This window comes from Acetatifactor sp., assembly GCF_982438285.1.
This window is the reverse complement of record NZ_CEWDFQ010000046.1, coordinates 1-13,523: the sequence shown is the minus strand read 5'-3', so window position 1 is coordinate 13,523 and position 13,523 is coordinate 1. Positions and strand designations below refer to the sequence as shown.

The following is a 13,523-nucleotide window of genomic DNA, read 5'->3' as shown; positions in this document are numbered from 1 at the left end:
AAATGAGGAAATATTCGTGGAAATATTTCAAAGGGAAATGTTGAAGACATAATGACATTTTATAGGCATTTTGGGCTGTCAAAATACAGTTATGTCACAAATAAAAAATTAGTGAGAGAGTTTGATAAGAAAATTGAAAAATTAGAGGCAATAGAAATTATTAAGATCCTAGAATATTTACAAAAACTACGCTTGGTAACCACAAAACAGGAAAGCCAGCAATATATAAAAGAGTTGATAGGTGCCTTGCAAAATTTGAAATGAGCTTTGAAAATATTTGTTTCACAAGTAATGGTTTATATAGTTTAAATATGAATTAGGGATATAAGACACCTTATATCTTGTGTTATAGCAGCCATAGCAGAGAGCCTTTTTCGGTTGGATTTTGTTGTGGCGATAAAATATAACTAATACAAAGGGCAGCATCTCTGCTTTTTCAATATTTAGTTGTAACATATGTATTGTAATCTTACACAAAACGCAGACGAAAATCAAAAAACAGTTGACAGAAATTGTATAATGGTATACAATCCAGAACATAAAGAGCAAGGGCGCTTTGAAATTTTTTCAAAGCGCCCTTTTTGAGTTTACAGGGCTGCATCTTTTGGGAGGATTCATATGGCAATGATAAAAATGGAGCATGTCAATAAGAATTTCGGGGATTTAAAGGTATTAAAGGATGTGAATCTTGAGGTCGCAGAGGGAGAAAAGCTGGTGATCATCGGCCCGTCCGGCTCAGGAAAATCCACTACGGTGCGCTGTATGAACTTCCTTGAGGAGCCGACCAGCGGGAAGGTGTTTTTGGATGGAAAGCATCTGACCCACAAAAATAAAGTGCACTTGGTTCGGGAGACAACATCCATGGTATTTCAGCAGTTTAATCTCTATCCCCATATGACAGTGTTGAAAAACCTGACGCTGGCGCCCATGAAGCTTCATCATAAAAGCAAGGCGGAGGCGGAGGAGCTGGCCTTTCATTATCTGGATGTGGTGGGGCTTAGGGATAAGGCGGACGCGTTCCCCACCACTCTTTCCGGAGGACAGCAGCAGCGTATTGCTATTGCCAGGGCGCTTTGTGCGCAGACTAAGATTATTTTGTTTGACGAACCGACATCCGCTTTAGATCCGGAAACCATTCAAGAGGTTTTGGATGTCATGATAAAGCTCGCCAAAGAAAATATCACTATGGTAGTGGTGACGCATGAGATGGGCTTTGCCCGCCAGGTGGCGGACCGGGTCGTGTTTATGGCGGACGGGCAGATCATTGAAGAGGGAACGCCGGAGCACTTCTTTGAAAATCCGGAAAATGAGCGAGTGAGACAGTTTCTTGGAAAAATTATTCGGTGATCGGGATCTTAACTGCGGAGCATCCGCATTTGAGATAAACAGCGGCTGTCCGGACGTTTGCAGTTTCTTGGGGAAAGCGGACGGAACAACGCAAATATTGTGACAGGAGGAAATATTATGAAAAAGAAAATGGCACTACTTTTAACCGGAATCATGGCGCTGACGCTGCTTACAGGATGTGGGGGCACAGAGGAGGCGGCGCCTGCAGCCTCTGTGGAGGAAAGCGCATCTGCTGCAGAAAGCACTGCCGCGGAAAGCAGTGAGGCAGCAAGCCCAGAGACCGCTGACCCAGACGTACAGGAAATCATTGACAGGGGCGTTCTCAGGGTTGGGGTTAAGAATGCTGTGCCGGGCTTCGGTCTGCAGGACACCCTGACAGGCGAGTATTCGGGCATGGAAATTGACCTTGCGTCAGACATAGCAGAGTATCTTGGCGTGGATGTGGAATTTACTACGGTTACTGCGGCAACCCGTACAGAGCTTTTGGATTCGGGAGACATTGACTGCGTGCTGGCAACCTTTACGATCACGGATGAGAGAAAGGAGAGCTGGGACTTTACAACTCCCTATTACACAGACGCAGTTACGGTGCTGGTAGAGGATGCCTCCGGAATCACATCGCTGGAGGGGCTGGTTGACAAGAAGGTAGGCGTGTCCTCCGGTTCCACTTCCGCAAGAGCTTTAACGGCGGCCATGATTGAAGCTGGGCTGATCGATGGTGCCGGATTTGATGAGGATACCTTTGACGCCACAACATGGACTACCGGAATATCTTTCCAGCAATATGAGGATTATCCTGCAATCTCTACTGCCTTGAGCGCAGGAGAGGTGGACGCTTTCTGTGTGGATAAGTCCATTCTGGCCATTTATAAGACGGACGGTCGTTCCTACATTGAAGAGGAATTCTCGCCTCAGGAATATGGCATTGCCACCAGAAAGGGATCGGGTTTCTCGGCGCTTTGTGAGGAGCTTGTGACTCAGTGGCTTTCCGATGGGACTATCGACGGATTGATCGCAGAGTATGGTCTTGAGTAAGGGGATCTGTCCGACCCGGCATATTGTCCGGGTCGGACAGGAAGTTCCTTTATTTCTGAAAGGGAAAGAGTTGTTTTTCCTTTTCAAAAATATGGGAGATTCAGGGAGGAGCAGATATGGTTGGAATATTTTCGGCACAGGCATGGGAAAAGGTGTGGATATTCAGGGACACTTTCCTTTTGGGTCTGGGCAATACGGTAGAGACGGCGTTGTTTGGACTGCTTATCGCATTTGCCCTGGGAATGGTGATAGGACTGATGGGAACCAGTCATAAGAAAATTCTGCGGCTCATATCCAGAGTCTATGTGGAGATCATTCAGAACACGCCTTTATTGCTCCAGATGTGTTTTTTGTATTACGCGCTGGCGTTTTCCGGAAACAGCATCGGAATCATTCCTACGGGCATTACCGCGCTTGGCATTTACCATGGCGCTTATGTGGCGGAGGTAGTCAGGGCGGGAATAGAAGCAGTGCCTAAGGGACAGTTTGAGGCAGCCCAGTCGCAGGGCTTCGGCTATATTCAGCGGATGTACTATATTATATTGCCCCAGAGCATCAAGATGATCCTTCCGCCCATGGTCAATCAGGTAGTGAATCTGATCAAAAACACGTCGTGTCTGTACATCGTGGGAGGGGCTGATCTGATATCAGTCACTTACAGCTTTGTGACGGGAGCTTCTACAGGCGGAGCCTATGCGCCGGCCTATATCGTCAGCGGTACTCTGTTTTTTGTGGTCTGCTTTCCGTTGTCCACCCTGGCCAGCACTTGGGAGAATTCCCTGAAAAAGAGAGAAGCAAGGGTAAAGATCGCAGTGGGACAAAATTAGATAGAAATTATGAGAGCGAGGAACGCTTATGAGTGATTTGCAGGGAAGCCTGGCTATATTAAGAAATCAGGCAGTGCTTCTATATTTGCTTAAGGGTGTGGCATTCACGATGCTGATTGCCTTGATTGCAGTGCTTTTGGGAATTGTAGTTGGTTCCCTGCTGGCGCTTGTAAGAAATTACTGCAACAGCTGGAAAACGCGTATTTTTAAGTGGCTGGCGATTGCATATATTGAAATATTCCGCAATACGCCGCTTCTCTTGTGGATATTTATCTGCGTGGTATTTTGCCCATGCCCGGCATTCCTGCAGCATAGGATGCTGGGACTGACTTCCGTGGAGGTAAAGATGCTCTTTAAGGCGTCAGTGGCATTGATCTTGTTTACATCCTCCGTCATTGCGGAAATTGTCAGGGGCGGTTTGAACTCTGTAGCCCATGGACAGTTTGAAGCGGGACATTCCCAAGGCTTTAGCACAGTACAGATCATGTGGTATATTGTTCTGCCCCAGGCGTACAGAAATATTATTCCAACGCTTCTCAGCCAGGTGATCACCACGGTTAAGGATTCCTCCTATTTGGCAAATGTGGCTGTTATTGAATTGATGGCAAGAGTGAGACAGATCATGAACGTATCCTATCAGTACAATGGGTTGGGAACGACGAATGTGTCCGATGTGTTTGTTCTTTTTGGCGCAGCGGCAGCGATCTATTTTGTGATTAATTTCTCTCTGTCCTGTGTGGTGAGACATATCCAGAAGAATAAGCTGCAGACGACTGCGGCGATAAGATAAAGGGGGACGGTTAACGCTATGAAAAAGTATGTGATTACCATTTCAAGGCAATTCGGCAGCATGGGAAGATCCATAGCTCAGGAGCTTTCAGAGAGACTGGCAGTTCCTTTTTATGACAGGGATATCGTTGAGGAAACGGCAAAGCGTATGGCGCTCCCGGTTTCCGTGATAAGCGATGAGGAGGAGATGTCCAAATCCATTTATTTTAAGCGAAAATATCCCCTTGGAATGGGAATACCCAATCTGCAGGATGAGATATTTCTTGTCCAAAAGAATGTGATTCTGGATATGGTGGAAAGGGAGTCCTGCATTATTGTGGGACGCTGTGCGGACAGTATCTTAAAGGATTTTGAAAATAAGCTGTGTATTTACATCTATGCTCCATACGAGGCAAGATATGAAAACTGTATCACGCAGCTTGGCATGGACGAAGCCACTGCGGAGCGGATGATCCGGGAGGTGGATAAGTCGAGAGAGCAGTACCACAGACGCTACTGCCAGGGATATGTGAATGAAATGAGCAATAAGGATATTCTGTTAAACAGCAGCTTCTTTGGTATCAGCGGGACGGCGGAGGTATTGGAAAAAATAGCTCGTCGGCACTTTGGGAGCAATGCAGAGCAAGATGAAGATTTTCATTGACTTTTAAGAGCATCCTGTGCTATAGTACAGGATGTATGGAAAACAGATTTACAGAGTCTTCCATGCAAATATTTTTTAGCAGCTTTGGCTGCATTATTGATTGAGTTAAAAGCTCAAATTTTATAAGTTGGTTACTATAAACCTGTGCAGCTGCACACCTAACTTGTGAAACGGTCAATAAGAGTAGTAAAAGTAAAATATTTGCTATATAGACTCTAAAAACCCAATATCTGTCCATTTTCATACCATGAAAATACCGTAAGAGACGAATCCTTTCTAAAAGAGGATTCGCTGCAAACGTCACAGATACTGACTATCCAAGCAGGCAGGCCGCACAGCGGCGGCCTGCTTTTTTGCGGTGCGCCCGGTGGGCGCATGCCAGCAGGGCCAGGGCCGGAATTACCAGAGGAAGGGAATCCTATGAGCGAGAAAATCACATTATATGGCTTTAACAACTTAACAAAGTCTCTGAGCTTCAACATTTACGATGTGTGCTATGCGAAAACACAGAGGGAGCAGAAGGATTATATCGCTTATATTGACAAACAGTATAATTCCGAACGTCTGACCAAAATCCTCACAAACGTGACGGATATGATCGGAGCAAACGTCTTGAATATTTCCAGCCAGGATTATGAGCCTCAGGGGTCTTCTGTAACTATATTGATCGCGGAGGAGAGCATGATTCCTGCAGGGGACACTACTGTGGCCCATCTGGACAAAAGCCACATTACGGTGCATACCTATCCGGAATATCATCCGGAGACTTATCTTGCCACCTTCCGGGTGGATATTGACGTGGCCACCTGCGGAGAGATCACGCCCCTCTCCACGCTGGATTACCTGATCGGCTCCTTTGATTCGGATATTATCACAATGGATTACCGGGTGCGGGGCTTTACCAGAGATGTGGGCGGACACAAGCTGTTTATGGATCATCATATGACTTCCATTCAGGACTACATCAACAAGGAAATTCTGCGCCGCTATGACGCCGTGGATATTAACGTTTACGAGGCAAATATATTTCACACCAAGATGCTGATTAAGGAGGTGGATCTGCAAAACTACCTGTTTAACAGCGATGTGTATGAGCTGCCGCCGAAGATACGCCTGGAGATTATGGATAATCTCAGGAGAGAAATGATTGAGATATTCAGCGGGAGAAATATTTACTGAAAAGGCATGCTTTGCCGTAAAGAGGAGAGGTGAAGGCCGTGGGGAGATTTAATCAGGCAAAAGCGCCGATCTATGAAGCGCTGGAGGAATTCAGGCAGAACAGAATCGTACCCTTTGACGTCCCCGGGCATAAGAGAGGGCGGGGAAATCCGGAGCTGGTGGAGCTTTTGGGCCAGCAGTGTGTGGGCATTGACGTAAACTCTATGAAGTCTCTGGACAATTTGTGCCATCCTGTTTCGGTGATCAGAGAGGCGGAGGAGATTGCCGCAGAGGCATTTGGTGCCGCCTATGCCTTTTTGATGGTGGGAGGAACCACCTCCTCCGTACAGAGCATGGTGTTTGGCACCTGTAAAAAGGGAGACAAGATCATTCTTCCCCGCAACGTCCACCGCAGCGTCATTAACGCGCTGGTGGTAAACGGCGCAACGCCCATCTATGTAAATCCGGAGACGGATAACAGGCTTGGAATTGCGCTGGGAATGCGGGTATCCCAGGTGGAAAAGGCCATTCGGGAAAATCCCGATGCAGTGGCGGTATTGGTAAACAATCCCACCTATTACGGCATATGCTCTGACTTGAGAAGCATTGTGAAGCTGGCCCATGGATGCGGCATGAAGGTGCTGGTGGATGAGGCTCATGGAACCCACTTTTATTTTGGTAAGGATATGCCCATATCAGCAATGGCTGCAGGGGCCGATATGGCTGCAGTGAGCATGCACAAATCAGGGGGGAGCCTTACCCAGAGCTCCTTTCTTTTGACGGGACCGTCCATGAATCCCGGCTATGTGCGCCAGATCATTAACCTGACCCAGACTACCAGCGCCTCCTATTTACTGCTGGCAAGTCTTGATATTTCCAGAAGGAATCTGGCCCTTCGCGGAAAAGAGGAATTTGCCAGAGTCATAGCGCTGGCGGAATACGCCAGAGAGGAGATCAACCGTATCGGAGGCTATTACGCTTACACGGCAGACCTGATCAATGGGGACAGTATTTTTGACTTTGACAGAACCAAGCTTACGGTAAATACTCTGGGAGTGGGGCTGGCCGGCATAGAGGTTTATGATCTGCTCAGGGACGAGTATGATATACAGGCGGAGCTTGGGGACATTGCCAATATTCTGGCCTATCTTTCCATTGGAGACAGGGAGCGGGACATTGAGCGCCTTGTCAGTGCAATGGCGGAGATCAAGCGTCAATATGGAAAGGACGGCGCGGGGATGTTTACCCAGGAATACATCGATCCCAGGGTGGCGGTGTCTCCCCAGGACGCTTTCTATGCGCAAAAGGAATCCCTGCCCCTTTTGGAGACCAGGGGAAGGGTGTGCAGTGAATTCGTCATGTGCTATCCGCCCGGGATTCCCATACTGGCCCCTGGAGAGGAGATTACGGAGGACATTCTCAATTATATTCTCTATGCCAAGGAGAAGGGCTGTTCCATGACGGGGCCTGAGGACGCGGCCATTGAACGCCTGAATGTGCTCAAGGAGGTATGGGCCTAGGAAAAATAAGGAAATTAATAGCAGGGAAATGAGAGCAGGCTGCAGAGCCAAGGCTCTGAATCAATAGAAGGGCAGGAAAGCAATATGGAATTGTGGTTTTCGGAACCTCATACGCCGGACGTGAAGCTGTCCATCCGGGTGGACAAGCAGCTTTACAGCGGGCAGAGCGAGTTTCAGAGGATTGATGTGTTCCAGTCAAAGGAATTCGGGCGTTTTCTTACGCTGGACGGGTATATGATGCTCACGGAGCGGGATGAGTTTATTTATCATGAGATGATTACCCATGTGCCCATGGCGGTGCACCCCAATGTAAAAAAGGCGCTTGTGATCGGGGCGGGAGACGGCGGCGTAATCAGAGAGCTGACCAGATATCCCGGGGTAGAGCAGATAGATATGGTGGAGATCGATGAGCTGGTGGTAGAGGTCTGCAAAAAGTACCTGCCCCAGACCGCCTGCAGGCTGGAGGATGAGAGAGTTTCCATTTATTATGAGGACGGACTGCGCTTTATCCGCTCTAAGGAAAATGAATATGATCTGATTATTGTAGATTCCACGGACCCCTTCGGTCCGGGAGAGGGGCTGTTTACCAAGGAGTTTTACGGCAACTGCTATAAGGCTCTTAAGGAGGACGGCATTATGGTGAATCAGCACGAAAGTCCCTTCTATCAGGCCGACGCCATTGCCTGCAAGCGGGCCCATAAGCGTATTGTGGAAAGCTTTCCCATCAGCCGGGTATATCAGGTGCACATTCCCACATACCCTTCGGGACACTGGCTGTTTGGATTTGCCTCCAAAAAGTACCATCCCATCCACGATCTGAACGGGGCTGCATGGAAGCTTTTGGGCATTGACACCAGATATTACACCCCCAAGGTGCACCAGGGCGCCTTTTACCTTCCGGCTTATGTGGAGGAGCTTCTGCGCAGCGTGGAGGGAAGAGAGGCCTCCCTGTAAATTTCAGCTTTACGGAAAAAACAGGAGGGAATTTGAAATGGCCGGGAAATAAGAAGCAGACAGGAAATAAATAGAAAAGATAAACAGAAACAGGAAATGGAAGGAGAACCTGAATATGCTGGAATTCAAATATGACACGCAGCTTTTGATTGAAGGAGAGGGTCTGGACGAGGATGTGATCAGCGACTATTTTACCAATCACTTTCAAGGAGACTGCCTTCTGGCAGTGGGAGACGACGAGCTGATCAAGATTCATTTTCACACCAATGAGCCCTGGAAGGTGCTGGAATACTGTGCCTCTCTGGGGGAAATCTATGATATTGTGGTGGAGGACATGGACAGACAGGCAAGGGGACTGAAGGGCTGAGGCCGCTGAGGCATTGGGGCTTTTTGGCAGATAGATCCAGCAAAATAACTGGGAAAAGCGGCAGGATGCTGTCCGCGGAGAAAAGGAGAAGACTATGGGAAAAATATTGGTAATCGGCTGCGGCGGCGTTGCCGGCGTTGCCATTCAGAAGTGTGCAAAGTGTGCGGAAACCTTTGAGGAAATCTGTATTGCCAGCCGCACCTTGAGCAAATGTGAGGCGTTAAAGGAAAAGCTTGAGAAAACCACCAAGGCGGTGATTACTGTGGAGCAGGTGGATGCGGATAAGGCACAAGAGGTGACGGCGCTGATCAAAAAGGTACAGCCTGACCTGGTACTGAACCTGGCGCTGCCTTATCAGGATCTGGCAATCATGGACGCCTGCCTGGCCTGCAAGGTGGATTATGTGGATACCGCAAACTATGAGGCGGAGGACACGGAGGACCCCCAGTGGAGGGCTGCCTATGAGAAACGCTGCAAAGAGGAGGGCTTTACCGCCTATTTTGACTACTCCTGGCAGTGGGCCTATAAGGAAAGCTTTGAAAAGGCGGGCATTACGGGGCTTTTGGGGAGCGGCTTTGACCCCGGCGTCACCAGTGTTTTTTCCGCTTACGCCTTGAAGCATTATTTTGATGAAATCCATTTTATTGACATTCTGGACTGTAACGGCGGGGACCACGGCTATCCCTTTGCCACCAATTTTAATCCGGAAATCAATCTGCGGGAGGTATCCGCAAACGGCTCCTATTGGGAGAATGGTCATTGGGTGGAAACAAAGCCCATGGAGATCAAAAGAGTGTACAACTTTGACCAGGTAGGGGAAAAGGATATGTATCTGCTGCACCATGAGGAGATTGAATCTCTGGCAAAGAACATTCCCGGCGTGAAGCGGATACGCTTTTTCATGACCTTTGGACAAAGCTATCTGACCCATATGAAATGCCTGGAAAATGTGGGAATGCTTCGGACAGACCCTGTGATGTTTGAGGGAAGGGAGATCGTGCCCATTCAGTTTTTAAAGGCGCTTCTTCCTGATCCGGCGTCTCTGGGTCCCAGGACCGTGGGAAAGACAAATATCGGCTGTATTTTTACCGGAGTGAAGGATGGAAAGGAAAAATCCATTTATATTTACAATGTGTGCGATCATCAGGAATGCTACAAGGAAGTAGGCTCCCAGGCTATTTCCTACACCACGGGTGTTCCGGCTATGATCGGCGCCAAGCTGGTAATGGAAGGGGTATGGAAAAAGCCCGGCGTGTTTAACGTGGAGGAGTTTGACCCCGATCCCTTTATGGAAGCCTTGAACGAATACGGCCTTCCCTGGAAGGTAGAAGAAAATCCTGTGCTGGTTGAATAACCGGCACAGGATTTTTAAAATCCATTGACTTCCCCTTGGAAATACAGTAAGGTTAATCCTTAGATGTGTTGACAGTACGGAGGTGGATCATGCTTATTTTAGGAGTTATGTGCGCAGGGGTGCTTGTGGGAAGATGCTTTCTTCCCGAAAATTTCTTCCAGAAAAAGGGTAAAAGGCTAAACGGGTATCTGCAGACTGCCTGTACAGCCCTTTTGATTTTTTCCATGGGAATCAGCCTGGGACGGAAGGAAAATCTTTTGGGAGAGCTTGCTTCCTTAGGGGGAAGCAGCTTTCTGTTTTTTGCCCTTCCCACCTTGTTTTCCATTTTGTTCGTGTATGCCCTCACCCGGCGGTTTTTATGTGACAAAAGAACAAAGGAGCATGAGGACGGGGAGAGCGGGCTATGACACTGATTGCAATTACCGCTTTGATTCTGGGAATTATTTGCGGGGCATGGGGGGCAGACAACTCTCTTATCCTGAAAATTTCTGAGCATAAAGACATTATTTTATATATTCTGATGTTTTCCGTGGGCATCAGTATCGGCATGCACCGGGGATTTCTCAAAAAAATCAGGCAATATCACATAAAAATATTTCTGATCCCCTTGGGAACCATTCTGGGGTCACTTTTGGGCGGCGTTTTGTGCAGTTTGATGACAGGCTGTCCTTTAAGCAGCGGCACTGCGGCGGCAAGCGGACTTGGCTGGTACAGCCTTGCGGGAATCACATTGGAAAGCCTGTCCGGTGCACAGATGGGAAGCATCGCTTTTTTAAGCAATCTCATGCGGGAAATTTTTTCTTTTTTCAGCATTCCCTTTTTGTCCAAAAAGCTCAACGGCTATGCTTGCATTGCTGCAGCGGGGGCAACCAGTGAGGATACCACGCTGCCCATGATGATAAAGTATACTGATGAGGAAACTGTGGTGTTTTCCGTGATCAACGGAGTGATCTGCTCTGCACTTGTGCCTGTGCTGATCTCCCTGTGCTACGCCCTGTTTACCTGATTCTTGACCATGGATACAGGGATATATTATAATTTTTATGAAACAGGGTATAAAAATATAGGTTGCACAAATATTTAAAACTTAGAGGTATGAATATGACAATAAAGGAGCTGCCTACCCCTTGCTATATTGTGGATGAGGGGCTGATAGAGGAGAATCTGAAAATACTTGCGGGGGTGATGGAGCGGACGGGGGCCAGAATTTTGCTGGCCCAAAAGGCCTTTTCCATGTATGCTTTGTATCCTATGATCGGCAGATATCTTTCCGGTGCAACAGCCAGCGGATTGTATGAAGCAAGGCTGGGCGCCCAGGAGATGAGAGCGCCTTTGGAAAAAGAGGGAAAGCATTGCGAAAATCATGTATTTTCTCCGGCTTACAAGGAGGAGGAGATTCCGGAGCTTTTGGAGTATTGTGACCATATTGTATTTAATTCCTGGAACCAGGTGAAAAAGTATGGAGAGAGAGCCAGAGCTTTGGGAAAAAGTATCGGACTGCGCATCAACCCGGAATGCTCCACCCAGGAGGGACATGCCATCTACGACCCTTGCGCTCCCGGCTCCCGGCTGGGGGTGACCAGAAAAGCCTTTGAGGAGGGGATCAGGAAGGACGGCGGCGGTTTTCTTTTGTCCCTGCTGGACGGATTGCATTTCCACACGCTCTGCGAGCAGGATGCGGACGCCCTGGAGGAGACTCTGAAGGCGGTGGAGGAGAAATTCGGAGGCTATCTCAAGGGCATGAAATGGATCAATTTCGGAGGAGGGCATCATATTACCAGAAAGGGCTACGATATCCCCCGGCTGGAACGATGTATCCGGCATATGAAGGAAGCCTATGGACTTACGGTATATCTGGAGCCGGGAGAGGCTGTTGCGCTGAACGGGGGTTTTCTTGCAGCCTCTGTGCTGGAGGTGGTTCACAATGGAATTAATATTGCCATTTTGGACACCTCGGCGGCCTGCCACATGCCGGATGTGCTGGAAATGCCCTACCGTCCGCCGCTGCTTCACAGCGGGGAGCCTGGGGAGAAGCCCTATACTTATCGGCTGGGAGGGCCCACCTGTCTGGCCGGAGATGTGATTGGGGATTATTCCTTTGACCAGCCCTTACAGGAAGGAGACAGGCTTGTCTTTGGAGATATGGCGATTTATTCTATGGTAAAGACCAATACCTTTAACGGCATGCCCCTTCCCTCCATTGTTTTGAAGGACAGAACTGGGGAATATAAGATATGGAAGCGCTTCGGTTATGAGGATTTTAGGGGAAGGCTTTAACACAACGCATCAGAAACAGCCCTTGAAGAAACAGCAGAAAAATAGGAAAGATTGATAAGGAGGGAACTATATGCTGATCATAAAGGATTCAACGCCTCTCGAGGACGGCTATCGCATGCCCGGGGAATTTGAGCCCCATCAGGGCTGCATTATGATATTTCCGGAGCGGCCGGATTCCTGGCAGTACGGAGCCTACGCGGCCCGTAAAGCCTTTGTAAAGGTGGCGGAGGCCATTTCCTTTTCCGAGCCTGTGACGGTATGTGCTTCCGCAGCACAGTATGACAATGCAAGGGCGGCGCTCCCCGCACACATTCGTGTGGTGGAGATGTCCAGCAATGATTCCTGGGCAAGGGACTATGCTCCTACCTTTGTGAAAAACAAGGAAGGGCAGATTCGGGGCATTGACTGGGGCTTTAACGCCTGGGGAGGGCTCTATGACGGGCTCTATTTTCCTTGGGATAAGGACAATCAGATGGCAAGGAAGCTGTGTGACCTTTTTGAAAAGGATGTGTATGACAAGCGGGATTTTATTCTGGAGGGAGGCTCCATCCATGTGGACGGAGAGGGAACCTGTATCGTGACGGCTCCCTGTCTTTTGAGCAAGGGCAGAAATCCCCAGATGAGCCGTGAAGAGATTGAGGAGACTCTGCGCCAGTATCTGGGAGTGTCCGTTGTGATCTGGCTTCCCTGTGGAATTTACAATGACGAGACCAACGAGCATGTGGATAATATCTGCGCTTTCGTCAGACCGGGAGAAGTGGTTTTGGCGTGGACCCAGGACAAGGAGGATGTGCAGTATGAAATGTCCAACGCCTGTCTTTCGGCGCTGGAACAGGCCAAGGATGCCAGGGGAAGAAGCCTTAAGGTGCACAAGCTTCCGCTTCCGGGGCCGGTGACGGTGACTAAGGAGGAGTGCGAAGGGCTGGATTCCTGCGACGGAGAGCCCACAAGAATGCCCGGGGAAAGGCTGGCGGCTTCTTATGTAAACTTTTATATTGCCAATAAAAATATTGTAATGCCGGGATTTGGAGATCCTATGGATAAGCTGGCAAAGGAGACGCTGCAGGAGCTGTTTCCCGACCGCCAGGTGATTCAGATTTATGCCAGAGATATTCTTATCGGTGGAGGAAATATCCACTGCATTACCCAGCAGATTCCTGCAAATACATAAAAAATTCAGGTAATTGCGAAACTCGTTCCCTGGTATCAGAAACTGGGCGTAATAACCAAAATAAGGGTGACTAGCTACTGC

14 protein-coding genes are annotated in these 13,523 nt (G+C 48.5%); all 14 read left to right on the top strand.

Annotation, left to right across the window (positions count from 1 at the left end; translation table 11 throughout):
- Nucleotides 1–618 precede the first annotated feature (618 nt).
- The 14 genes from AC1WIP_RS03955 to aguA all read left to right on the top strand — a co-directional run bounded on the left by AC1WIP_RS03955 (nucleotide 619) and on the right by aguA (nucleotide 13,442).
- Nucleotides 619–1,347, top strand: coding sequence for an amino acid ABC transporter ATP-binding protein (locus tag AC1WIP_RS03955; RefSeq protein ID WP_481140592.1), 729 nt, complete (start codon nucleotides 619–621; stop codon nucleotides 1,345–1,347).
- A 117-nt stretch (nucleotides 1,348–1,464) separates the two neighbouring features.
- Nucleotides 1,465–2,382, top strand: a complete 918-nt coding sequence (locus AC1WIP_RS03950; RefSeq protein WP_481140591.1) for a transporter substrate-binding domain-containing protein — start codon at nucleotides 1,465–1,467, stop codon at nucleotides 2,380–2,382.
- Nucleotides 2,383–2,498: 116 nt separating this feature from the next.
- Nucleotides 2,499–3,209: an amino acid ABC transporter permease gene (locus tag AC1WIP_RS03945; RefSeq protein WP_481140590.1), complete on the top strand. Its 711-nt coding sequence runs from the start codon at nucleotides 2,499–2,501 to the stop codon at nucleotides 3,207–3,209.
- Nucleotides 3,210–3,237: 28 nt separating this feature from the next.
- Complete coding sequence (locus AC1WIP_RS03940; RefSeq protein WP_481140589.1) at nucleotides 3,238–3,999, top strand: amino acid ABC transporter permease; 762 nt, start codon at nucleotides 3,238–3,240, stop codon at nucleotides 3,997–3,999.
- A gap of 18 nt (nucleotides 4,000–4,017) precedes the next feature.
- Nucleotides 4,018–4,641, top strand: a complete 624-nt coding sequence (locus AC1WIP_RS03935) for a cytidylate kinase-like family protein (protein WP_481140588.1) — start codon at nucleotides 4,018–4,020, stop codon at nucleotides 4,639–4,641.
- Nucleotides 4,642–5,061: 420 nt separating this feature from the next.
- Nucleotides 5,062–5,820: an adenosylmethionine decarboxylase gene (speD, locus tag AC1WIP_RS03930; RefSeq protein ID WP_318704351.1), complete on the top strand. Its 759-nt coding sequence runs from the start codon at nucleotides 5,062–5,064 to the stop codon at nucleotides 5,818–5,820.
- A 38-nt stretch (nucleotides 5,821–5,858) separates the two neighbouring features.
- The gene (locus tag AC1WIP_RS03925; RefSeq protein WP_481140587.1) at nucleotides 5,859–7,319 is read left to right on the top strand and encodes an aminotransferase class I/II-fold pyridoxal phosphate-dependent enzyme; all 1,461 of its coding nucleotides are present in this window, start codon (nucleotides 5,859–5,861) and stop codon (nucleotides 7,317–7,319) included.
- 84 nt (nucleotides 7,320–7,403) lie between these two features.
- Nucleotides 7,404–8,273 (top strand): polyamine aminopropyltransferase, encoded by an 870-nt coding sequence (gene speE / locus AC1WIP_RS03920; RefSeq protein ID WP_318704353.1) that lies wholly within the window; start codon nucleotides 7,404–7,406, stop codon nucleotides 8,271–8,273.
- Between the two features lie 115 nt (nucleotides 8,274–8,388).
- Nucleotides 8,389–8,640: a kinase to dihydroxyacetone kinase gene (locus AC1WIP_RS03915; protein ID WP_318704354.1), complete on the top strand. Its 252-nt coding sequence runs from the start codon at nucleotides 8,389–8,391 to the stop codon at nucleotides 8,638–8,640.
- 94 nt (nucleotides 8,641–8,734) lie between these two features.
- A complete protein-coding gene (locus AC1WIP_RS03910) occupies nucleotides 8,735–9,994 on the top strand; it encodes a saccharopine dehydrogenase family protein (protein ID WP_481140586.1) in 1,260 nt (419 codons plus the stop codon).
- Between the two features lie 89 nt (nucleotides 9,995–10,083).
- Complete coding sequence (locus AC1WIP_RS03905; RefSeq protein WP_481140585.1) at nucleotides 10,084–10,401, top strand: hypothetical protein; 318 nt, start codon at nucleotides 10,084–10,086, stop codon at nucleotides 10,399–10,401.
- Nucleotides 10,398–11,000 carry a LysO family transporter gene (locus tag AC1WIP_RS03900; RefSeq protein WP_481140584.1) on the top strand — a complete coding sequence of 201 codons (603 nt, stop codon included), beginning with the start codon at nucleotides 10,398–10,400 and terminating at the stop codon, nucleotides 10,998–11,000. The genes AC1WIP_RS03905 and AC1WIP_RS03900 overlap by 4 nt, the downstream gene beginning before the upstream one ends.
- A gap of 95 nt (nucleotides 11,001–11,095) precedes the next feature.
- Nucleotides 11,096–12,271 carry a carboxynorspermidine decarboxylase gene (gene nspC, locus AC1WIP_RS03895; protein WP_481140583.1) on the top strand — a complete coding sequence of 392 codons (1,176 nt, stop codon included), beginning with the start codon at nucleotides 11,096–11,098 and terminating at the stop codon, nucleotides 12,269–12,271.
- Between the two features lie 70 nt (nucleotides 12,272–12,341).
- Nucleotides 12,342–13,442, top strand: coding sequence for an agmatine deiminase (gene aguA, locus AC1WIP_RS03890; RefSeq protein ID WP_481140582.1), 1,101 nt, complete (start codon nucleotides 12,342–12,344; stop codon nucleotides 13,440–13,442).
- The last annotated feature ends 81 nt before the right edge of the window (nucleotides 13,443–13,523 follow it).